Consider the following 22,285-nt stretch of genomic DNA (forward strand, 5'->3'; position numbering starts at 1 on the left):
TTACACCCCTTCTGCCACATAGCGGGCAATGATATCGCCCATTTCATCGGTACTAACGGCGGCAGCGCCACGGGCTAAATCCCCGGTGCGAATGCCTTCTTCTAATGCGCGGTTAATGGCGCGTTCAATGGCGCAAGCCGCATCATCGGCATCCAGGCTGTAACGCAGCAGCAGCGCCAGCGACAGAATTTGCGCAATCGGGTTGGCGATGTTTTTGCCTGCGATATCTGGTGCCGAGCCGCCCGCCGGTTCATACAGACCAAAACCTTGCTCGTTCAGGCTAGCGGAAGGCAACATCCCCATCGAGCCAGTGATCATCGCACACTCATCAGACAGAATGTCGCCAAACAGGTTGGAGCAAAGCAGAACGTCAAACTGTGATGGATCTTTAATCAGCTGCATGGTGGCGTTGTCGATGTACATATGCGCCAGTTCGACATCCGGATATTCAATGGCGATCTCATTAACAATTTCCCGCCATAAAATAGAGGATTGCAGCACATTGGCTTTGTCGATTGAGGTGACTTTGCGACGACGCTTGCGGGCAGATTCAAACGCGATACGGGCGATGCGTTCGATCTCAAAACGGTGATACACCTCGGTATCAAACGCTTTTTCATATTGTCCGCTACCTTCGCGGCCTTTTGGCTGACCAAAATAGATGCCGCCGGTCAGTTCGCGCACGCACAGGATGTCGAAGCCGTTAGCGGCAATGTCAGCACGCAGTGGACAGAATGCTTCCAGCCCCTGATACAGTTTTGCCGGACGCAGATTGCTGAATAATTTGAAGTGCTTACGCAAAGGCAACAGCGCGCCGCGTTCTGGTTGCTGATCCGGTGGTAAATGTTCCCACTTCGGACCGCCTACCGAGCCAAACAGCACGGCATCGGCTTGCTCACAGCCTTCAACCGTTGCAGGTGGCAGCGGTTGCCCGTGGTTATCGATGGCTGCGCCGCCTACATCGTAATGGCTGGTGGTGATGCGCATCGCAAAGCGGTTGCGCACGGCATCCAGCACTTTCAGCGCCTGGGTCATCACTTCCGGACCAATACCGTCCCCCGGCAATACGGCAATATGGTAATTCTTCGACATCACACGGTTTCCTTGTTGTTTTCGTTGTGTTGAGCTTTGCGTTGCAACTCTTTTTCGACTTCTGCGGCGCGCCAGATATTGTTCAGTACGTGCACCATGGCTTTGGCGGAGGACTCGATAATATCGGTGGCCAGGCCGACGCCGTGGAAGCGCCGACCGTTGTAGTTGGCGACAATATCCACCTGACCCAGCGCATCTTTACCGTGACCTTTAGCGGTCAGGCTGTATTTCACCAGTTCGACGTTATAGTCAGTGATGCGGTTAATTGCCTGATAGACGGCATCGACCGGACCGTTACCGTTGGCGGCTTCTGCTTTGACTTCTTCGCCGCAGGCCAGTTTGACGGCGGCAGTGGCAATATCGTTAGAACCAGACTGCACGCTGAAGTAATCCAGACGGAAATGCTCTGGCTCTTCTTGCTGTTTACCGATAAAGGCCAGCGCCTCCAGATCGTAATCAAACACCTGACCTTTTTTATCTGCCAGCTTCAGGAAGGCGTCGTACAGATTGTCTAAATTATATTCACTTTCTTTATATCCCATCTCATCCATGCGGTGTTTCACTGCCGCACGGCCTGAACGAGAGGTCAGATTCAGCTGGATTTGATTCAGACCAATAGATTCTGGTGTCATGATTTCGTAGTTTTCGCGGTTTTTCAGCACGCCATCCTGGTGGATACCGGAGGAGTGTGCGAACGCGCCGCTGCCAACAATGGCTTTGTTTGCCGGGATCGGCATATTACAAATCTGGCTAACTAACTGGCTGGTGCGCCATATCTCCTGGTGATTAATGGCGGTATGAACGTTGAGGATATCCTTACGAACTTTGATCGCCATGATCACTTCTTCCAGCGAACAGTTTCCGGCGCGTTCGCCGATCCCGTTCATTGCGCCTTCTACCTGCCGCGCTCCGGCATGTACCGCCGCCAGTGAGTTGCCGACCGCCAGGCCCAAATCGTCGTGGGTGTGTACAGAAATAATGGCTTTGTCGATGTTAGGCACGCGTTCATACAGGCCGCTGATGATTCCGGCGAACTCAAACGGCATGGTGTAGCCCACGGTGTCAGGAATGTTGATGGTGGTGGCACCGGCGTTAATCGCCGCTTCGACCACTCGCGCCAGATCGGCAATCGGGGTACGCCCGGCATCTTCGCAAGAAAATTCAACATCATCGGTGTAATTACGGGCGCGTTTCACCATATAGATAGCGCGTTCGATCACTTCATCCAGCGTGCTGCGCAGCTTGGTGGCGATGTGCATTGGGGAGGTAGCAATAAATGTATGAATACGGAAGGCTTCGGCGACTTTCAGAGATTCAGCCGCCACATCGATATCTTTTTCCACGCAGCGGGCTAACGCACATACGCGGCTATTTTTGACCTGGCGGGCGATGGTTTGCACCGATTCAAAATCGCCCGGCGAAGAGACGGGAAAACCAACTTCCATTACGTCAACACCCATACGCTCAAGGGCCAGCGCAATTTGCAGTTTTTCTTTCGCACTCAGACTTGCCTGTAACGCCTGTTCACCGTCGCGTAATGTGGTATCGAAAATAATAACTTGCTGGCTCATGGTTTGGGTCCTTGTCTCTTTTAGAGCGCCTCGCTTCGGGCATAAAAAAACCCGCGCAATGGCGCGGGTTGTTTTTGACTGCGTGCTGGCTTAATGCTGGATGCCGCTCACTCGTCTACCGCGCAAAGAAGATGCGTTTAGTAGTAGTAGACCGATAAAGCGAACGATGTGAGTCATTAAATCAGCTCCAGATGAATGCGATATGCTTTTAGAGTTACTGGATACAAAAACGGATGTCAACCCTGTAGTAAGAAAAGCGGCTTTTCAGCGGTAATTTTGCATGTATCAAATTAGCTAATTGTGCTGTGTATACATAAACCAACAATATTAATTTCTGTCAGCCAGATCACACTTTTCATTAATTGACATACTTCAGCATAATTTATTGCATTTAATCAATAAGTGATATACGTATAGATAGTATCAATTACCTAACCCATCCTGATGATTTTTCTGTAATTATTTATTTGATGAATGTTTAATTATTGATGAGACTTATATTATTGATAAGTTAATAAGGAAGATATGGGTGATTAATATATAAATTTTTAATTAAAGTGGCGATTTTATACATATCACGGATGATTGAGCATTCATGGTGATTATGATTATATTGTTTGTGTGACAAAAACATTATAGATAATCATGCTGTGGTGGGTGACTCTCTGCGCGGCGGTGGGTTTTGTTTTAAACAGAACTCTTATCTTTATGTTTTCCTAATTTTACTCATTTTCCTTTTTCTTATTTTATATGTATGGTAAATCATATTTTTCAGGATTATTTTTTTTCTGCATTCCGGTAAGGAAAAGGGAGTTAAGTGTGACAGTGGAGTTAAGTATGCCAGAGGTAAAAACAGATCATCCAGAACCAGCAGATTTTAGTAAGCCACAGCTGCGCATGGTCGATCTAAACTTATTAACTGTTTTCGATGCCGTGATGCAGGAGCAGAATATTACTCGTGCCGCTCATGTTCTGGGAATGTCGCAACCTGCGGTCAGTAACGCTGTTGCACGCCTGAAAGTGATGTTTAATGACGAGTTGTTTGTTCGTTATGGTCGTGGTATCCAGCCGACTGCCCGCGCATTTCAGCTTTTTGGCTCTGTGCGCCAGGCGCTGCAATTAGTGCAAAACGAATTACCAGGTTCAGGTTTTGAGCCTGCCAGTAGCGAACGGGTATTCCATCTCTGTGTTTGTAGCCCGTTAGACAGCATTCTGACCTCGCAGATTTATAATCACATTGAACAGATTGCGCCAAATATACATGTTATGTTCAAGTCTTCATTAAATCAGAACACTGAACATCAGTTGCGCTATCAGGAAACGGAGTTCGTTATAAGTTATGAAGATTTCCACCGCCCTGAATTTACCAGTGTGCCGTTATTTAAAGATGAAATGGTGCTGGTAGCCAGTAAGAACCATCCGCATATTAAGGGTCCATTACTGAAACATGATGTTTATAACGAACAACATGCGGCGGTTTCGCTCGATCGTTTCGCCTCATTTAGTCAACCGTGGTACGACACAGTAGATAAGCAAGCCAGTATTGCTTATCAGGGCATGGCAATGATGAGCGTCCTTAGCGTGGTGTCGCAAACTCACCTGGTCGCTATTGCGCCTCGTTGGCTGGCTGAAGAGTTCGCCGAATCTTTAGAGTTGCAGGTCTTACCGCTGCCATTAAAACAGAATAGCAGAACCTGTTATCTCTCCTGGCATGAAGCTGCCGGGCGCGATAAAGGCCATCAGTGGATGGAAGAGCAATTAATTTCTATATGTAAACGCTAAACAAAAGCAGAATAAATCAGGCATTCCTTTCTGGTTTATTCTGCTTTTTTTATTAAATGCAGAATTTTGTTCTAAATGCATGTGCGCCAGATTTCATGAATAATTAAAAAAATAGAGAAATTGCTGTAAGTAGCCGAATCTAGCCAATTTATTATCAATTTACGCCTTCATTCTGGAGTATTTTATCGTTTCTTTTCACCTTTCCTCCTGTTTATTCTTATTTCTTCACGTTTGTGACTCTGTCTGCCAATTGCTTAAGCAAGATCGGACGGTTAATGTGTTTTACACATTTTTTCCGCCAAACAGTGAGGCAGGCCATGGAGATGTTGTCTGGAGCCGAGATGGTCGTCCGATCGCTTATCGATCAGGGTGTTAAACAAGTATTCGGTTATCCCGGAGGCGCGGTCCTTGATATTTACGATGCATTGCATACCGTGGGGGGTATCGATCACGTATTAGTTCGTCATGAGCAAGCGGCTGTGCATATGGCCGATGGCCTGGCACGTGCAACCGGGGAAGTGGGGGTCGTGCTGGTGACGTCGGGTCCTGGGGCGACTAACGCGATTACTGGTATCGCCACTGCTTATATGGACTCCATTCCCTTGGTTGTCCTTTCTGGTCAGGTAGCGACCTCGCTGATAGGCTACGATGCCTTTCAGGAGTGCGACATGGTGGGAATTTCCCGCCCGGTAGTCAAACACAGTTTCCTGGTTAAGCAAACGGAAGACATTCCTCAGGTGCTGAAAAAGGCATTCTGGCTGGCGGCAAGTGGTCGTCCTGGGCCAGTGGTGGTTGATTTACCGAAAGATATTCTTAATCCGGCGAACAAATTACCCTACGTCTGGCCGGAGTCGGTCAGTATGCGTTCTTATAACCCGACAACACTGGGTCATAAGGGGCAGATTAAACGCGCATTGCAGACACTGGCGGCAGCGAAAAAACCGGTAGTTTACGTTGGCGGCGGCGCCGTGACTGCGAGTTGCCATCAACAACTCAAACAGATTATTGAGCAGCTTAATCTTCCCGTCGTCTCTTCATTAATGGGGCTGGGGGCGTTTCCGGCAACGCATCGTCAGGCGCTGGGGATGCTGGGAATGCACGGCACCTACGAAGCCAATATGACCATGCATAATGCCGATGTTATTTTTGCGGTCGGCGTGCGCTTTGACGATCGCACCACTAACAATCTGGCCAAGTACTGCCCGAATGCAACGGTTTTACATATTGATATCGATCCAACGTCGATCTCAAAAACCGTTACCGCCGACATTCCGATCGTTGGTGACGCGCGGTTGGTGCTGGATCAAATGCTGGAGTTGCTGGCACAAGAAACGGCTCACCAACCGTTGGATGAAATTCGTGACTGGTGGCAACAGATTGAACAGTGGCGCGCTCGCCAGTGCCTTAAATACGACACTCAGAGCGAAAAGATTAAACCGCAAGCGGTGATCGAGGCACTCTGGCGGTTGACGAAAGGCGATGCATATGTCACGTCCGACGTCGGGCAGCACCAGATGTTCGCCGCGCTTTATTATCCTTTCGACAAACCGCGCCGCTGGATCAACTCCGGTGGTCTCGGCACTATGGGCTTTGGTTTGCCTGCGGCGCTGGGTGTCAAAATGGCATTGCCAGAAGAAACCGTGGTCTGCGTCACTGGCGACGGTAGCATTCAGATGAACATTCAGGAACTGTCTACCGCTTTGCAATATGAACTGCCGGTGCTGGTGGTGAATCTCAATAACCGCTATCTGGGGATGGTGAAGCAGTGGCAGGACATGATCTATTCCGGCCGCCATTCACAATCTTATATGCAGTCGCTACCGGATTTCGTTCGTCTGGCGGAAGCCTATGGCCATGTTGGGATCCAGATCTCTCATCCGCAAGAGCTGGAAAACAAACTTAGCGAGGCACTGGAACAGGTCCGCAATAATCGCCTGGTGTTTGTTGATGTCACTGTTGATGGCAGCGAGCACGTCTACCCGATGCAGATTCGTGGCGGCGGAATGGATGAAATGTGGTTAAGCAAAACGGAGAGAACCTGATTATGCGCCGGATATTATCCGTATTACTCGAAAATGAATCAGGCGCGTTATCCCGCGTGATCGGCCTCTTTTCCCAACGGGGCTATAACATTGAAAGCCTGACCGTTGCGCCAACCGACGATCCGACATTATCGCGTATGACTATCCAGACCGTGGGCGATGAAAAAGTGTTGGAGCAGATTGAAAAGCAATTACACAAGCTGGTCGATGTGCTGCGTGTTAGCGAACTGGGGCAGGGGGTGCATGTTGAGCGGGAAATCATGCTGGTGAAAATTCAGGCCAGTGGCTACGGACGTGACGAAGTGAAGCGCAATACGGAAATATTCCGTGGGCAAATCATTGATGTCACGCCATCACTTTATACCGTTCAATTGGCGGGAACCAGCGATAAGCTTGATGCATTTTTAGCATCGATTCGCGATGTGGCGAAAATTGTGGAGGTCGCTCGCTCCGGCGTAGTAGGACTTTCGCGCGGCGATAAAATAATGCGTTGAGAATGATCTCAATGCGCAATTTACAGCCCAACATGTCACGTTGGGCTTTTTTTGCGAATTCAGTGGGAACCTGGAATAAAAGCAGTTGCCGCAGTTAATTTTCTGCGCTTAGATGTTAATGAATTTAACCCATGCCAGTACAATGGGTATGGTTTTTACATTTTACTCAAGGGGCAATTGTGAAACTGGATGAAATCGCTCGGCTGGCGGGAGTGTCGCGGACCACTGCAAGCTATGTTATTAACGGCAAAGCGAAGCAATACCGTGTGAGCGACAAAACCGTTGAAAAAGTCATGGCAGTGGTGCGTGAGCACAATTACCACCCAAATGCCGTGGCTGCTGGGCTTCGTGCTGGACGCACACGTTCGATTGGTCTTGTGATCCCCGATCTGGAGAACACAAGTTACACCCGTATCGCTAATTATCTTGAACGTCAGGCGCGGCAACGGGGTTATCAACTACTGATTGCTTGTTCCGAAGATCAGCCAGACAACGAAATGCGCTGTATTGAGCATCTTTTGCAGCGTCAGGTCGATGCCATCATTGTTTCGACGTCGCTGCCGCCGGAGCATCCTTTTTATCAACGCTGGGCTAACGACCCGTTCCCGATTGTCGCGCTGGACCGCGCCCTCGATCGTGAACACTTCACCAGCGTTGTGGGTGCCGACCAGGATGATGCAGAAATGCTGGCCGAAGAGTTACGTAAGTTTCCTGCTGAGACGGTGCTTTATCTTGGCGCGTTGCCGGAGCTTTCTGTCAGCTTCCTGCGCGAGCAGGGTTTCCGTACCGCCTGGAAAGATGATCCACGCGAAGTGCATTTCCTTTATGCCAACAGTTATGAGCGGGAAACCGCTGCCCAGTTATTCGAAAAATGGCTGGAAACGCATCCGATGCCGCAGGCGCTGTTCACCACCTCATTTGCGTTGTTGCAAGGCGTTATGGATGTCACGCTGCGCCGCGATGGCAAACTGCCTTCTGATTTGGCAATTGCGACCTTTGGTGACAACGAATTGCTCGACTTCTTACAGTGTCCGGTACTGGCGGTAGCCCAGCGTCATCGCGATGTTGCGGAACGCGTACTGGAGATTGTGCTCGCCAGTCTGGACGAACCGCGCAAACCAAAACCAGGCTTAACACGCATTAAACGTAATCTCTATCGTCGTGGTGTACTAAGCCGTAGATAAACATTACGAAAAGATGCGCCAGTGGATTTTACCTCTGGCGCATTGAGTACGTAATTGGACATCGATATCCATAATGTAAATAAGACTATTCTGGACAATTATCCATAAGCCCTCCTGAATATCCTGCCAATTAACTCCATTCGCTGCGTTGAATGATAATTAACTCGTAACGGTAGATTGCAATTGCATTATTTTGTTACAAGCAAATCGGCAATTGCCGATTAAACAAACACTTTTCTAAACTTTTGTTCAAAGTCGCTGGCATCAGGCATGGCGCACGTGCAACAGGGACTGTTATCCGGGGGAGATATGTCCTAAAATGCCGCTCGCGTCGCAAACTGACACTTTATATTTCCATTAAGGAAAATTGAGTCGTTTTTAAAACGGTAATGATGAATGGGATTTTTTCTTACAACTATTCATGACGTTAATTTGCTTCGTTTGTTGGGCGATTTTTAAACAATGCAGATATTAGCCGTAAACATTGGGTTTTTTGCTTCGGTAAGGAATGTTCCTGGCTTGACAAGCTTTTCCTCCGCTCCGTAAACTCCTTTTAGTGGGAATTTGTGGGATAAAGTGGTAATCGGGGGGAGACTGGCATGTTCCGGGGAGCAACGTTAGTCAATCTCGACAGTAAAGGGCGCTTATCGGTGCCTACCCGTTATCGGGAAGAACTGCTCGGGAGCGCTGCCGGTCAAATGGTGTGTACCATTGACATTCATCACCCGTGCCTGCTGCTTTACCCCCTTCCTGAATGGGAAATTATCGAGCACAAATTATCGCGTCTTTCGAGCATGAACCCTGTTGAACGTCGTGTTCAACGCCTTCTGTTAGGGCATGCCAGTGAGTGTCAGCTGGATAGCGCAGGTCGATTATTAATCGCGCCTGTGTTGCGGCAGCATGCCGGGCTGACGAAAGAAGTGATGCTGGTCGGGCAGTTCAATAAGTTCGAACTGTGGGATGAAACGACCTGGCATCAACAGGTCAGGGAAGATATCGACGCTGAACAGTCTGTTACCGAAAACTTGTCGGAGCGACTGCAGGACTTGTCTCTATAAAATGATGGAAAACTATAAACATACCACGGTACTGCTGGACGAAGCCGTAAATGGCCTCAATATCCGTCCTGACGGTATCTACATTGATGGAACTTTTGGTCGCGGTGGTCACTCACGTCTGATTCTTTCGCAACTTGGCGAAACGGGACGCTTGTTGGCAATCGATCGCGACCCGCAGGCTATTGCCGTCGCGAAGACTATTAATGATCCGCGCTTCTCCATCATTCATGGACCTTTCTCTGCGCTGGGCGAATATGTCGCCGAGCGCGATCTTATCGGCAAGATCGACGGCATTCTGCTCGATCTTGGCGTCTCTTCACCGCAACTCGATGATGCTGAACGCGGTTTTTCCTTTATGCGCGATGGCCCGTTGGACATGCGTATGGACCCGACGCGCGGTCAGTCTGCCGCCGAATGGCTACAAACCGCAGAAGAATCCGATATTGCCTGGGTATTAAAAACCTATGGCGAAGAGCGTTTTGCTAAACGTATTGCACGCGCCATTGTCGAGCGTAACCGCGAACAGCCGATGACCCGCACTAAAGAACTGGCAGAAGTCGTTGCTGCCGCAACGCCGGTGAAAGACAAATTCAAACATCCCGCGACCCGTACCTTCCAGGCGGTGCGCATTTGGGTGAACAGTGAACTGGAGGAGATAGAGCAGGCGCTAAAAAGCTCGCTTAACGTGCTGGCCTCAGGCGGGCGGCTTTCGATCATCAGTTTTCATTCGCTGGAAGATCGTATTGTGAAACGCTTTATGCGTGAAAACAGTCGCGGTCCACAAGTTCCGGCAGGGTTACCGATGACTGAAGAGCAGCTCAAAAAACTGGGTGGCCGTCAGTTGCGAGCACTAGGTAAGTTGATGCCGGGCGAAGAAGAGGTGGCAGAGAACCCTCGTGCCCGTAGTTCAGTTCTGCGTATTGCAGAGAGGACGAACGCATGATCAGCAGAGTGACAGAAGCCCTCAGCAAAGTTAAAGGATCGATGGGAAGCCACGAGCGCCATGCCTTGCCTGGCGTTATCGGTGACGATCTTTTGCGGTTTGGGAAGCTGCCGCTCTGCCTGTTCATTTGCATTATTTTGACGGCGGTGACTGTGGTGACCACGGCGCACCATACCCGTTTGCTCACCGCTCAGCGCGAACAACTGGTGCTGGAGCGAGACGCTTTAGACATTGAATGGCGCAACCTCATTCTTGAAGAGAATGCGCTCGGCGACCATAGCCGGGTGGAACGGATCGCCACGGAGAAGCTGCAAATGCAGCATGTTGATCCATCACAAGAAAATATCGTAGTGCAAAAATAAGGATAAACGCGACGCATGAAAGCAGCGGCGAAAACGCAGAAACCAAAACGTCAGGAAGAACATGCCAACTTTATCAGTTGGCGTTTTGCGTTGTTATGCGGCTGTATTTTATTGGCACTGGCTTTCCTGCTGGGGCGCGTTGCCTGGTTGCAGGTAATCTCCCCGGATATGCTGGTGAAAGAGGGCGACATGCGCTCTCTTCGCGTTCAGCAAGTCTCCACCTCCCGCGGCATGATTACCGACCGTTCTGGTCGCCCGTTAGCAGTAAGTGTGCCAGTAAAAGCGATCTGGGCCGACCCGAAAGAAGTGCATGAAGCCGGCGGCATCAGCGTCGGCGACCGTTGGAAGGCGCTGGCTAACGCGCTCAATATTCCGCTGGATCAACTTTCCGCCCGCATTAATGCCAACCCGAAAGGGCGCTTTATCTATCTGGCGCGTCAGGTTAACCCTGACATGGCTGAATACATCAAAAAACTGAAGCTGCCGGGGATTCATCTGCGCGAAGAATCTCGCCGTTACTACCCGTCTGGCGAAGTGACCGCTCACCTCATTGGCTTTACCAACGTCGATAGCCAGGGGATTGAGGGCGTCGAGAAAAGTTTTGATAAATGGCTTACCGGGCAACCGGGCGAACGTATTGTGCGGAAAGACCGCTATGGACGTGTAATCGAAGATATTTCTTCTACCGACAGCCAGGCGGCGCACAACCTGGCGTTGAGTATTGATGAACGCCTGCAGGCGCTGGTTTATCGCGAACTGAACAACGCCGTGGCCTTTAACAAGGCTGAATCCGGCAGCGCCGTGCTGGTGGATGTCAACACCGGTGAAGTGCTGGCGATGGCCAACAGCCCGTCTTACAACCCCAACAATCTGAGTGGCACGCCAAAAGAGGCGATGCGTAACCGTACCATTACCGACGTGTTTGAACCGGGTTCTACTGTTAAACCGATGGTGGTGATGACCGCGTTGCAACGTGGTGTGGTGCGGGAAAACTCGGTGCTTAATACCGTTCCTTATCGAATTAACGGCCACGAAATTAAAGACGTGGCGCGCTATAGCGAATTAACCCTGACCGGGGTATTACAGAAGTCGAGTAACGTCGGTGTTTCCAAGCTGGCGTTAGCGATGCCGTCCTCAGCGTTAGTAGATACTTACTCACGTTTTGGGTTGGGAAAAGCGACCAATTTGGGGTTGGTCGGAGAACGCAGTGGCTTATATCCTCAAAAACAACGGTGGTCTGACATAGAGAGGGCCACCTTCTCTTTCGGCTACGGGCTAATGGTAACACCGTTACAGTTAGCGCGAGTCTACGCAACCATCGGCAGCTATGGCATCTATCGCCCGCTGTCGATTACCAAGGTTGACCCCCCGGTTCCTGGTGAACGTGTCTTCCCGGAATCCATTGTCCGCACTGTGGTGCATATGATGGAAAGCGTGGCACTACCGGGCGGCGGTGGCGTGAAGGCGGCGATTAAAGGCTATCGTATCGCCATTAAAACCGGTACCGCGAAAAAGGTCGGGCCGGATGGTCGCTACATCAATAAATATATTGCTTATACCGCAGGCGTTGCGCCTGCGAGTCAGCCGCGCTTCGCGCTGGTTGTTGTTATCAACGATCCGCAGGCGGGTAAATACTACGGCGGCGCCGTTTCCGCGCCGGTCTTTGGTGCCATCATGGGCGGCGTATTGCGCACCATGAACATCGAACCGGATGCGCTGACAACGGGTGATAAAAACGAATTTGTGATTAATCAAGGCGAGGGGACAGGTGGCAGATCGTAATTTGCGCGACCTTCTTGCTCCGTGGGTGCCAAACGCACCTTCGCGAGCACTGCGAGAGATGACACTCGACAGCCGTGTGGCTGCGTCGGGCGATCTTTTTGTAGCTGTAGTAGGTCATCAGGCGGACGGGCGTCGATATATCCCGCAGGCGATAGCGCAAGGTGTGGCTGCCATTATTGCAGAGGCGAAAGATGAGGCGACCGATGGTGAAATCCGTGAAATGCACGGCGTACCGGTCATCTATCTCAGCCAGCTCAATGAGCGTTTATCAGCGCTGGCGGGCCGCTTTTACCATGAACCCTCTGACAATTTACGTCTCGTGGGCGTAACGGGTACCAACGGCAAAACCACCACTACCCAGCTTCTGGCGCAGTGGAGCCAACTGCTTGGTGAAACCAGCGCGGTGATGGGTACCGTAGGTAACGGCCTGCTGGGTAAAGTTATTCCGACGGAAAACACGACCGGTTCGGCAGTCGACGTTCAGCATGAGCTGGCGGGGCTGGTGGATCAGGGCGCGACTTTTTGCGCAATGGAAGTTTCCTCCCATGGGCTGGTACAACACCGTGTGGCAGCATTGAAATTTGCGGCGTCGGTCTTTACCAACTTAAGCCGCGATCACCTTGATTATCACGGTGATATGGAACATTACGAAGCCGCAAAATGGCTGCTTTATTCTGAACATCATTGCGGTCAGGCGATAGTCAACGCCGATGACGAAGTAGGCCGTCGCTGGCTGGCAAAACTGCCGGATGCAGTTGCGGTGTCGATGGAAGACCATATCAATCTGAACTGTCATGGCCGCTGGTTGAAAGCGACCGACGTGAACTATCACGACAGCGGCGCAACCATTCGCTTTAGCTCAAGCTGGGGCGATGGGGAAATTGAAAGTCATCTGATGGGCGCTTTTAACGTCAGCAACCTGCTGCTCGCGCTGGCGACGCTGCTGGCACTGGGGTATCCGCTGGCTGACCTGCTGAAAACCGCCGCGCGTCTGCAACCGGTTTGCGGACGTATGGAAGTGTTTACTGCACCGGGCAAACCGACGGTGGTTGTGGATTACGCTCACACCCCGGATGCACTGGAAAAAGCCTTGCAGGCTGCACGTCTTCACTGTGCAGGCAAGCTGTGGTGCGTCTTTGGTTGTGGCGGCGATCGTGATAAAGGCAAGCGTCCACTGATGGGGGCGATTGCTGAAGAGTTTGCCGACGTGGCGGTAGTAACTGACGATAACCCGCGTACCGAAGAACCGCGCGCCATCATCAACGATATTCTGGCGGGAATGTTAGATGCCGGACATGCCAAAGTGATGGAAGGCCGCGCCGAAGCGGTGACTTGCGCCGTTATGCAGGCTAAAGAGAACGATGTGGTGCTGGTCGCGGGCAAAGGCCATGAAGATTACCAGATTGTTGGCAATCAGCGCCTGGACTACTCCGATCGCGTCACGGTAGCGCGTCTGCTGGGGGTGATCGCATGATTAGCGTAACCCTTAGCCAACTTACCGATATTCTCAACGGTGAACTAAAAGGGGCAGATATAACCCTGGATGCCGTAACCACTGACACGCGAAAACTGACGCCGGGCTGCCTGTTTGTTGCCCTGAAAGGCGAACGTTTCGATGCCCACGATTTTGCCGACCAGGCGAAAGCTGGCGGCGCGGGCGCACTACTGGTCAGCCGTCCACTGGATATCGACCTGCCGCAGTTAATCGTTAAAGACACGCGTCTGGCATTCGGTGAACTGGCTGCATGGGTACGCCAGCAAGTTCCGGCGCGCGTGGTTGCTCTGACCGGTTCCTCCGGTAAAACCTCCGTTAAAGAGATGACGGCGGCGATTTTAAGCCAGTGCGGCAATACGCTTTATACCGCGGGCAATCTCAACAACGACATCGGCGTGCCAATGACGCTGCTGCGCTTAACGCCGGAATACGATTACGCAGTTATTGAGCTTGGCGCGAACCATCAGGGCGAAATTGCCTGGACTGTGAGTCTGACTCGCCCGGAAGCAGCGCTGGTCAACAACCTGGCGGCGGCGCATCTGGAAGGTTTCGGTTCTTTGGCTGGCGTGGCAAAAGCGAAAGGCGAAATCTTTACCGGCCTGCCGGAAAACGGTATCGCCATTATGAATGCCGACAACAACGACTGGCTGAACTGGCAGAGCGTAATTGGCTCACGCAAAGTGTGGCGTTTCTCACCCAATGCCGCCAACAGCGATTTCACCGCCACCAATATCCATGTGACTTCGCACGGTACGGAATTTACGCTACAAACCCCAACGGGTAGCGTCGATGTTCTGCTACCGCTACCGGGGCGTCACAATATTGCGAATGCGCTGGCAGCCGCCGCGCTCTCCATGTCCGTGGGCGCAACGCTTGATGCTATCAAAGCGGGGCTGGCAAATCTGAAAGCCGTTCCCGGGCGTCTGTTCCCCATTCAACTGGCGGAAAACCAGTTGCTGCTCGACGACTCCTACAACGCCAATGTCGGTTCAATGACCGCGGCAGTCCAGGTACTGGCTGAAATGCCTGGCTACTGCGTGCTGGTGGTGGGCGATATGGCGGAACTGGGCGCTGAAAGCGAAGCCTGCCATGTACAGGTGGGCGAAGCGGCGAAGGCGGCTGGTATTGACCGCGTGTTAAGCGTGGGTAAACAAAGCCATGCTATCAGCACCGCCAGCGGCGTTGGCGAACATTTTGCTGATAAATCCGCGTTAATTGCGCGTCTTAAATCACTGATTGCAGAGCAACAGGTGATTACGATTTTAGTTAAGGGTTCACGTAGTGCCGCCATGGAAGAGGTGGTACGCGCTTTACAGGAGAATGGGACATGCTAGTTTGGCTGGCCGAACATTTGGTCAAATATTATTCCGGCTTTAACGTCTTTTCCTATCTGACGTTTCGCGCCATCGTCAGCCTGCTGACCGCGCTGTTCATCTCATTGTGGATGGGCCCGCGTATGATTGCCCATTTGCAAAAACTCTCCTTTGGTCAGGTCGTTCGTAACGATGGCCCGGAATCGCACTTTAGTAAGCGCGGTACGCCGACCATGGGCGGGATAATGATCCTGACGGCGATTGTGATCTCCGTACTGCTGTGGGCTTACCCCTCCAACCCGTACGTCTGGTGCGTACTTGTGGTGCTGGTGGGTTACGGCATCATTGGTTTTGTCGACGACTATCGCAAAGTGGTGCGTAAAGATACCAAGGGCCTGATTGCGCGCTGGAAGTATTTCTGGATGTCGGTGATCGCGCTGGGCGTCGCCTTTGCGCTGTATCTTGCCGGGAAAGACACGCCAGCAACGCAGCTGGTGGTGCCGTTCTTTAAAGATGTGATGCCGCAGCTGGGGCTGTTCTACATCCTGCTGGCTTACTTCGTTATTGTTGGTACCGGTAACGCGGTAAACCTGACCGATGGCCTCGACGGGCTGGCGATTATGCCGACCGTATTTGTCGCCGGTGGTTTTGCGCTGGTGGCGTGGGCAACCGGCAACATGAACTTTGCCAGCTACTTGCATATACCGTATCTGCGGCACGCCGGGGAACTGGTTATTGTCTGCACCGCGATAGTCGGGGCAGGGCTGGGCTTCTTGTGGTTTAACACCTATCCGGCGCAGGTCTTTATGGGCGATGTCGGTTCGCTGGCATTAGGCGGCGCGCTGGGCATTATCGCTGTGCTGCTGCGTCAGGAATTCCTGCTGGTGATTATGGGCGGTGTGTTTGTGGTTGAAACCCTGTCGGTTATTTTGCAGGTCGGCTCCTTTAAACTGCGCGGGCAACGTATTTTCCGCATGGCGCCGATTCATCACCACTATGAACTGAAAGGTTGGCCGGAACCGCGCGTCATTGTGCGCTTCTGGATTATTTCGCTGATGCTGGTCCTGATTGGTCTGGCAACGCTGAAGGTACGTTAATCATGGCTGATTACCAGGGTAAAAATGTCGTTATTATCGGCCTGGGCCTCACCGGGCTTTCCTGCGTGGACTTTTTCCTTGCTCGCGGCGTGACGCCGCGCGTTATGGATACACGTATGACACCGCCTGGCCTGGATAAATTACCCGAAGCGGTGGAACGTCACACTGGCGGTCTTAATGACGAGTGGCTGATGGCAGCCGATCTGATCGTCGCCAGCCCCGGTATTGCGCTGGCGCATCCATCTTTAAGCGCCGCTGCCGATGCCGGAATTGAAATTGTTGGCGATATCGAACTGTTCTGCCGCGAAGCGCAGGCACCGATTGTGGCGATCACCGGTTCTAACGGCAAAAGCACTGTCACCACCTTAGTGGGCGAAATGGCGAAAGCGGCAGGTGTTAACGTCGGCGTGGGGGGTAACATTGGCCTGCCTGCGTTGATGTTGCTGGATGCCGAGTGCGAACTGTACGTGCTGGAACTATCGAGCTTCCAGCTGGAAACCACCTCCAGCTTACAGGCGGTGGCGGCGACCATTCTGAACGTGACTGAAGATCATATGGATCGCTATCCGTTTGGATTGCAGCAATATCGTGCGGCAAAACTGCGCATTTACGAAAATGCGAAAGTTTGTGTCGTCAATGCCGATGATGCCTTAACGATGCCGGTTCGCGGTGCGGATGAACGCTGCGTCAGCTTTGGCGTCAACATGGGTGACTATCACCTGAATCATCAGCAGGGCGAAACCTGGCTGCGGGTGAAAGGCGAGAAAGTGTTGAACGTGAAAGAGATGAAACTTTCCGGGCAACACAACTATACCAATGCGCTGGCAGCGCTGGCGCTGGCTGATGCCGCAGGGTTACCGCGCGCCAGCAGCCTGAAAGCGTTAACCACGTTCACTGGTCTGCCGCATCGTTTTGAAGTGGTGCTGGAGCATAACGGCGTACGCTGGATTAACGATTCGAAAGCCACCAACGTCGGGAGTACAGAGGCGGCGCTGAACGGCTTGCAGGTAGATGGTACGCTGCATTTGTTGCTGGGCGGTGATGGCAAATCGGCGGATTTCAGTCCACTGGCGCGCTATCTGAATGGCGACAACGTGCGTTTGTACTGTTTTGGTCGTGATGGCGCCCAGTTAGCGGCACTGCGCCCGGAAGTGGCAGAGCAAACCGAAACCATGGAGCAGGCGATGCTCTTGCTGGCGCCACGCGTGCAGCCAGGGGATATGGTGCTGTTGTCACCAGCCTGTGCCAGCCTCGATCAATTCAAGAACTTTGAACAACGGGGCAATGAGTTCGCCCGTCTGGCGAAGGAGTTAGGTTGATGCGTTTATCTCTCCCTCGCCTGAAAATGCCGCGCCTGCCAGGACTCAGTATCCTGGTCTGGATCTCCACGGCGCTTAAAGGCTGGGTGATGGGCTCGCGGGAAAAAGATACCGACAGCCTGATCATGTATGATCGCACCTTGCTGTGGCTGACCTTCGGCCTCGCGGCGATCGGCTTTATCATGGTGACTTCGGCGTCAATGCCCATTGGGCAGCGCTTAACCAACGATCCGTTTTTCTTCGCGAAGCGTGATGGCGTCTATCTGATCCTGGCGTTCATTCTGGCGATCATTACGCTGCGTCTGCCGATGGAGTTCTGGCAACGTTACAGCGCCACGATGCTGCTTGGATCAATCATCCTGCTGATGATCGTGCTGGTGGTAGGTAGCTCAGTTAAAGGGGCATCACGTTGGATCGATCTCGGCCTGCTGCGTATTCAGCCTGCGGAGCTGACCAAGCTGTCGCTGTTTTGTTACATCGCCAACTATCTGGTGCGCAAAGGCGACGAAGTACGTAACAACCTGCGCGGCTTCCTGAAACCGATGGGCGTAATTCTGGTGCTGGCAGTGTTACTGCTGGCACAGCCAGACCTTGGTACAGTAGTCGTATTGTTCGTCACCACACTGGCGATGCTGTTCCTGGCGGGGGCTAAATTGTGGCAGTTCATTGCCATTATCGGCATGGGGATTTCAGCAGTTGTGTTGCTGATCCTCGCCGAACCGTACCGTATCCGCCGTGTTACTGCGTTCTGGAACCCGTGGGAAGATCCCTTCGGTAGCGGCTATCAGTTAACGCAATCCCTGATGGCGTTTGGTCGTGGCGAATTGTGGGGGCAAGGTTTAGGCAATTCGGTACAAAAACTGGAGTATCTGCCAGAAGCTCACACTGACTTCATTTTCGCCATAATCGGCGAAGAACTGGGGTATATCGGTGTGGTGCTGGCGCTTTTAATGGTATTCTTCGTCGCTTTTCGCGCGATGTCGATTGGCCGTAAAGCGTTAGAAATTGACCACCGTTTTTCCGGTTTTCTCGCCTGTTCAATTGGTATCTGGTTTAGCTTCCAGGCGCTGGTTAACGTAGGCGCGGCAGCGGGGATGTTGCCAACTAAAGGTCTGACATTGCCGCTGATCAGTTACGGTGGTTCGAGCTTACTGATTATGTCGACAGCCATCATGATGCTGTTACGTATTGATTATGAAACACGTCTGGAGAAAGCGCAGGCGTTTGTACGAGGTTCTCGATGAGTGGTAAAGGGAAGCGATTAATGGTGATGGCAGGCGGTACTGGCGGGCACGTGTTCCCGGGACTGGCTGTTGCGCACCATTTAATGGCCCAGGGGTGGCAAGTTCGCTGGCTGGGTACTGCCGATCGTATGGAAGCGGACTTAGTGCCGAAGCACGGTATCGAGATCGACTTTATTCGCATTTCTGGTCTGCGCGGCAAGGGTATTAAAGCGTTGCTCGCGGCTCCGCTGCGGATCTTTAACGCCTGGCGTCAGGCGCGGGCGATTATGAAAGCTTACAAGCCCGATGTGGTGCTCGGTATGGGCGGCTATGTTTCCGGGCCTGGTGGTCTGGCAGCATGGTCGTTAGGCATTCCGGTCGTACTTCACGAACAAAACGGCATTGCTGGCTTGACCAATAAATGGCTGGCGAAAATTGCTACCAAAGTGATGCAGGCGTTTCCGGGGGCTTTCCCTGATGCCGAAGTTGTTGGTAACCCGGTGCGTACTGATGTGCTGGCGCTGCCGTTGCCACAGCAGCGTATGGCTGGTCGTGAAGGTCCGGTTCGTGTTCTGGTTGTGGGTGGTTCCCAGGGAGCGCGCATCCTTAACCAGACAATGCCGCAGGTTGCAGCAAAGCTGGGTGATTCAGTCACTATCTGGCATCAGAGCGGCAAAGGTTCGCAACAAACCGTTGAACAGGCTTATGCCGAAGCGGGGCAACCGCAGCATAAAGTGACGGAATTTATTGATGATATGGCGGCGGCCTATGCGTGGGCGGATGTCGTCGTTTGCCGTTCTGGCGCGTTGACGGTGAGTGAAATCGCTGCGGCAGGGCTACCTGCGTTGTTTGTGCCGTTTCAACATAAAGACCGCCAACAGTACTGGAATGCGCTGCCGCTGGAAAAAGCGGGCGCGGCCAAAATTATCGAGCAGCCACAGCTTACTGTGGATGCCGTCGCCAACACCCTGGCCGGGTGGTCGCGAGAAACCTTATTAACCATGGCAGAACGCGCCCGAGCTGCATCCATTCCGGATGCCACCGAGCGAGTGGCAAATGAAGTGAGTCGGGCTGCCCGGGCGTAATCGTAGCGATGCCTTTTGCATCGTATGAATTTGAGAAGTTAATGGCGTAAAGAATGAATACACAACAATTGGCAAAACTGCGTTACATCGTGCCTGAAATGCGTCGCGTTCGGCACATACACTTTGTCGGCATCGGTGGTGCCGGTATGGGCGGTATTGCCGAAGTTCTGGCCAATGAAGGGTATCAGATCAGTGGTTCCGATTTAGCGCCAAACCCAGTCACGCAACAGTTAACGAATCTGGGAGCGACGATTTACTTCAACCATCGCCCGGAAAACGTGCGTGATGCCAGTGTGGTCGTCGTTTCCAGCGCGATTTCCGCCGATAACCCGGAAATTGTTGCCGCTCATGAGGCACGTATTCCGGTTATTCGTCGTGCTGAAATGCTGGCTGAGTTAATGCGTTTTCGTCATGGTATCGCCATTGCCGGGACGCATGGCAAAACCACGACCACCGCGATGGTTTCCAGCATCTACGCAGAAGCGGGCCTCGACCCGACCTTCGTGAACGGTGGGCTGGTAAAAGCGGCGGGTGTTCATGCACGTTTAGGGCACGGTCGTTACCTGATTGCTGAAGCGGATGAAAGCGATGCGTCGTTCCTGCATCTGCAACCGATGGTAGCGATTGTCACTAATATCGAAGCCGACCATATGGATACCTACCAGGGCGACTTTGAGAATTTAAAACAGACCTTTATTAATTTTCTGCACAACTTGCCGTTTTACGGTCGTGCGGTGATGTGTGTTGACGATCCGGTAATTCGCGAATTGTTACCGCGTGTAGGCCGTCAAACCACCACTTATGGCTTCAGCGAAGATGCTGACGTGCGTGTGGAAGATTATCAGCAGATTGGCCCGCAGGGACACTTTACGCTGCTGCGTCAGGACAAAGAGCCAATGCGCGTTACACTGAATGCGCCAGGTCGTCACAATGCCCTGAATGCTGCCGCTGCCGTTGCGGTCGCCACGGAAGAGGGGATTGAAGACGAGGCTATTTTGCGTGCGCTGGAGAGTTTCCAGGGGACCGGACGCCGCTTTGATTTCCTTGGTGAATTTCCATTGGAACCCGTGAATGGTAAAAGCGGTACGGCAATGCTGGTTGATGACTATGGTCACCACCCGACCGAAGTGGACGCGACTATTAAAGCGGCGCGTGCAGGTTGGCCGGATAAAAACCTGGTGATGCTGTTTCAGCCGCACCGTTTCACCCGTACGCGCGACCTGTATGACGATTTTGCCAATGTGCTGACTCAGGTGGATACCCTGCTGATGCTGGAAGTGTATCCGGCAGGCGAAGCACCTATTCCGGGAGCGGACAGTCGTTCGTTGTGTCGTACAATCCGTGGCCGTGGGAAAATTGATCCGATTCTGGTGCCGGACCCGGCGCAGGTGGCCGAGATGTTAGCACCAGTATTAACTGGTAACGACCTGATCCTCGTTCAGGGGGCAGGAAATATCGGAAAAATTGCCCGATCTTTAGCTGAAATCAAACTGAAGCCGCAAACTACGGAGGAAGAGCAACATGACTGATAAAATCGCGGTCCTGTTGGGCGGGACCTCCGCAGAGCGGGAAGTTTCTCTGAATTCTGGCGCGGCAGTGTTAGCTGGGCTGCGTGAAGGCGGTATTGACGCGTATCCTGTCGACCCGAAAGAAATCGACGTAACGCAACTGAAGTCGATGGGCTTTCAGAAAGTGTTTATCGCTCTGCACGGTCGCGGTGGTGAAGATGGCACGCTGCAGGGTATGCTCGAGCTGATGGGCTTGCCTTATACCGGCAGTGGAGTGATGGCATCTGCGCTTTCAATGGATAAACTACGCAGCAAACTGCTTTGGCAGGGCGCTGGTTTACCGGTAGCGCCGTGGGTAGCATTAACCCGCGCAGAGTTTGAAAAAGGCATTAGTGATAAGCAGTTAGCAGAAATTTCTGCCTTAGGTTTGCCGCTTATCGTCAAGCCGAGCCGCGAAGGTTCCAGTGTGGGAATGTCAAAAGTAGTAGCAGAAAATGCTCTGCAAGATGCATTAAGATTGGCATTTCAGCACGATGAAGAAGTATTGATTGAAAAATGGCTAAGTGGGCCGGAGTTCACGGTTGCGATACTCGGTGAAGAAATTTTACCGTCAATACGTATTCAACCCGCTGGAACCTTCTATGATTATGAGGCTAAGTATCTCTCTGATGAGACACAGTATTTCTGCCCGGCAGGTTTAGAAGTGGCTCAAGAGGCAAATTTGCAGGCATTAGTGCTGAAAGCATGGACGACTTTAGGATGCAAAGGATGGGGGCGTATAGACGTCATGCTGGACAGTGATGGACAGTTTTATCTGCTGGAAGCTAATACCTCACCGGGTATGACCAGTCACAGTCTGGTGCCGATGGCGGCACGTCAGGCGGGTATGAGCTTCTCGCAGTTGGTAGTACGAATTCTGGAACTGGCGGACTAAT

Annotated in this window: 20 protein-coding genes; 17 read left to right on the forward strand and 3 right to left on the reverse strand. The window is 52.2% G+C overall.

Annotation, left to right across the window (positions count from 1 at the left end):
* From leuB to leuL, 3 genes are all read right to left on the reverse strand, one after another.
* The gene (gene leuB, locus D9741_RS09240) at positions 1-1,092 is read right to left on the reverse strand and encodes a 3-isopropylmalate dehydrogenase (RefSeq protein WP_130204904.1); all 1,092 of its coding nucleotides are present in this window, start codon (positions 1,090-1,092) and stop codon (positions 1-3) included.
* A complete protein-coding gene (gene leuA, locus D9741_RS09245) occupies positions 1,092-2,663 on the reverse strand; it encodes a 2-isopropylmalate synthase (RefSeq protein WP_130217426.1) in 1,572 nt (523 codons plus the stop codon). The genes leuB and leuA overlap by 1 nt, the downstream gene beginning before the upstream one ends.
* Positions 2,664-2,753: 90 nt before the next feature.
* Positions 2,754-2,840, reverse strand: coding sequence for a leu operon leader peptide (gene leuL, locus D9741_RS09250; protein ID WP_001300467.1), 87 nt, complete (start codon positions 2,838-2,840; stop codon positions 2,754-2,756).
* Between the two features lie 660 nt (positions 2,841-3,500).
* Between leuL and leuO the strand changes: the two genes are divergently transcribed.
* The 17 genes from leuO (at position 3,501) to ddlB (ending at position 22,284) form a co-directional block, all read left to right on the forward strand.
* The gene (gene leuO, locus D9741_RS09255) at positions 3,501-4,445 is read left to right on the forward strand and encodes a transcriptional regulator LeuO (protein WP_130217424.1); all 945 of its coding nucleotides are present in this window, start codon (positions 3,501-3,503) and stop codon (positions 4,443-4,445) included.
* A 317-nt stretch (positions 4,446-4,762) separates the two neighbouring features.
* On the forward strand, positions 4,763-6,487 hold the full coding sequence (ilvI, locus tag D9741_RS09260; protein WP_130217422.1) for an acetolactate synthase 3 large subunit: 1,725 nt from the start codon (positions 4,763-4,765) through the stop codon (positions 6,485-6,487).
* Between the two features lie 2 nt (positions 6,488-6,489).
* Complete coding sequence (gene ilvN, locus D9741_RS09265) at positions 6,490-6,981, forward strand: acetolactate synthase small subunit (protein ID WP_087602316.1); 492 nt, start codon at positions 6,490-6,492, stop codon at positions 6,979-6,981.
* Positions 6,982-6,992: 11 nt separating this feature from the next.
* Positions 6,993-7,079, forward strand: coding sequence for a hypothetical protein (locus D9741_RS09270; RefSeq protein WP_032160836.1), 87 nt, complete (start codon positions 6,993-6,995; stop codon positions 7,077-7,079).
* 81 nt (positions 7,080-7,160) lie between these two features.
* Positions 7,161-8,165, forward strand: a complete 1,005-nt coding sequence (cra, locus tag D9741_RS09275) for a catabolite repressor/activator (RefSeq protein WP_064525210.1) — start codon at positions 7,161-7,163, stop codon at positions 8,163-8,165.
* 599 nt (positions 8,166-8,764) lie between these two features.
* Entirely contained in the window at positions 8,765-9,223 is a 459-nt protein-coding gene (mraZ, locus tag D9741_RS09280) for a division/cell wall cluster transcriptional repressor MraZ (RefSeq protein WP_064525207.1), read from the forward strand.
* A gap of 1 nt (position 9,224) precedes the next feature.
* Positions 9,225-10,166: a 16S rRNA (cytosine(1402)-N(4))-methyltransferase RsmH gene (gene rsmH / locus D9741_RS09285; protein ID WP_130217420.1), complete on the forward strand. Its 942-nt coding sequence runs from the start codon at positions 9,225-9,227 to the stop codon at positions 10,164-10,166.
* The gene (gene ftsL, locus D9741_RS09290; protein ID WP_000625658.1) at positions 10,163-10,528 is read left to right on the forward strand and encodes a cell division protein FtsL; all 366 of its coding nucleotides are present in this window, start codon (positions 10,163-10,165) and stop codon (positions 10,526-10,528) included. The genes rsmH and ftsL overlap by 4 nt, the downstream gene beginning before the upstream one ends.
* A gap of 15 nt (positions 10,529-10,543) precedes the next feature.
* Entirely contained in the window at positions 10,544-12,310 is a 1,767-nt protein-coding gene (ftsI, locus tag D9741_RS09295; protein WP_000642222.1) for a peptidoglycan glycosyltransferase FtsI, read from the forward strand.
* Positions 12,297-13,784: a UDP-N-acetylmuramoyl-L-alanyl-D-glutamate--2,6-diaminopimelate ligase gene (murE, locus tag D9741_RS09300; RefSeq protein WP_130217418.1), complete on the forward strand. Its 1,488-nt coding sequence runs from the start codon at positions 12,297-12,299 to the stop codon at positions 13,782-13,784. Before ftsI ends, murE begins: the two co-directional genes overlap by 14 nt.
* On the forward strand, positions 13,781-15,139 hold the full coding sequence (gene murF / locus D9741_RS09305; protein WP_130217416.1) for a UDP-N-acetylmuramoyl-tripeptide--D-alanyl-D-alanine ligase: 1,359 nt from the start codon (positions 13,781-13,783) through the stop codon (positions 15,137-15,139). The genes murE and murF overlap by 4 nt, the downstream gene beginning before the upstream one ends.
* A complete protein-coding gene (gene mraY, locus D9741_RS09310) occupies positions 15,133-16,215 on the forward strand; it encodes a phospho-N-acetylmuramoyl-pentapeptide-transferase (protein WP_000964122.1) in 1,083 nt (360 codons plus the stop codon). The genes murF and mraY overlap by 7 nt, the downstream gene beginning before the upstream one ends.
* A gap of 2 nt (positions 16,216-16,217) precedes the next feature.
* Entirely contained in the window at positions 16,218-17,534 is a 1,317-nt protein-coding gene (gene murD, locus D9741_RS09315; RefSeq protein WP_130217414.1) for a UDP-N-acetylmuramoyl-L-alanine--D-glutamate ligase, read from the forward strand.
* Positions 17,534-18,778: a cell division protein FtsW gene (gene ftsW / locus D9741_RS09320; protein ID WP_130204918.1), complete on the forward strand. Its 1,245-nt coding sequence runs from the start codon at positions 17,534-17,536 to the stop codon at positions 18,776-18,778. The genes murD and ftsW overlap by 1 nt, the downstream gene beginning before the upstream one ends.
* Positions 18,775-19,842, forward strand: a complete 1,068-nt coding sequence (gene murG / locus D9741_RS09325; protein ID WP_130204920.1) for an undecaprenyldiphospho-muramoylpentapeptide beta-N-acetylglucosaminyltransferase — start codon at positions 18,775-18,777, stop codon at positions 19,840-19,842. Before ftsW ends, murG begins: the two co-directional genes overlap by 4 nt.
* A 53-nt stretch (positions 19,843-19,895) precedes the next feature.
* Complete coding sequence (murC, locus tag D9741_RS09330) at positions 19,896-21,371, forward strand: UDP-N-acetylmuramate--L-alanine ligase (protein ID WP_130217412.1); 1,476 nt, start codon at positions 19,896-19,898, stop codon at positions 21,369-21,371.
* A complete protein-coding gene (ddlB, locus tag D9741_RS09335; RefSeq protein ID WP_130204924.1) occupies positions 21,364-22,284 on the forward strand; it encodes a D-alanine--D-alanine ligase in 921 nt (306 codons plus the stop codon). The genes murC and ddlB overlap by 8 nt, the downstream gene beginning before the upstream one ends.
* Position 22,285 lies beyond the last annotated feature (1 nt).

The sequence above is a fragment of the Escherichia sp. E14V7 genome, assembly GCF_004212225.1.
Lineage (GTDB): Bacteria > Pseudomonadota > Gammaproteobacteria > Enterobacterales > Enterobacteriaceae > Escherichia.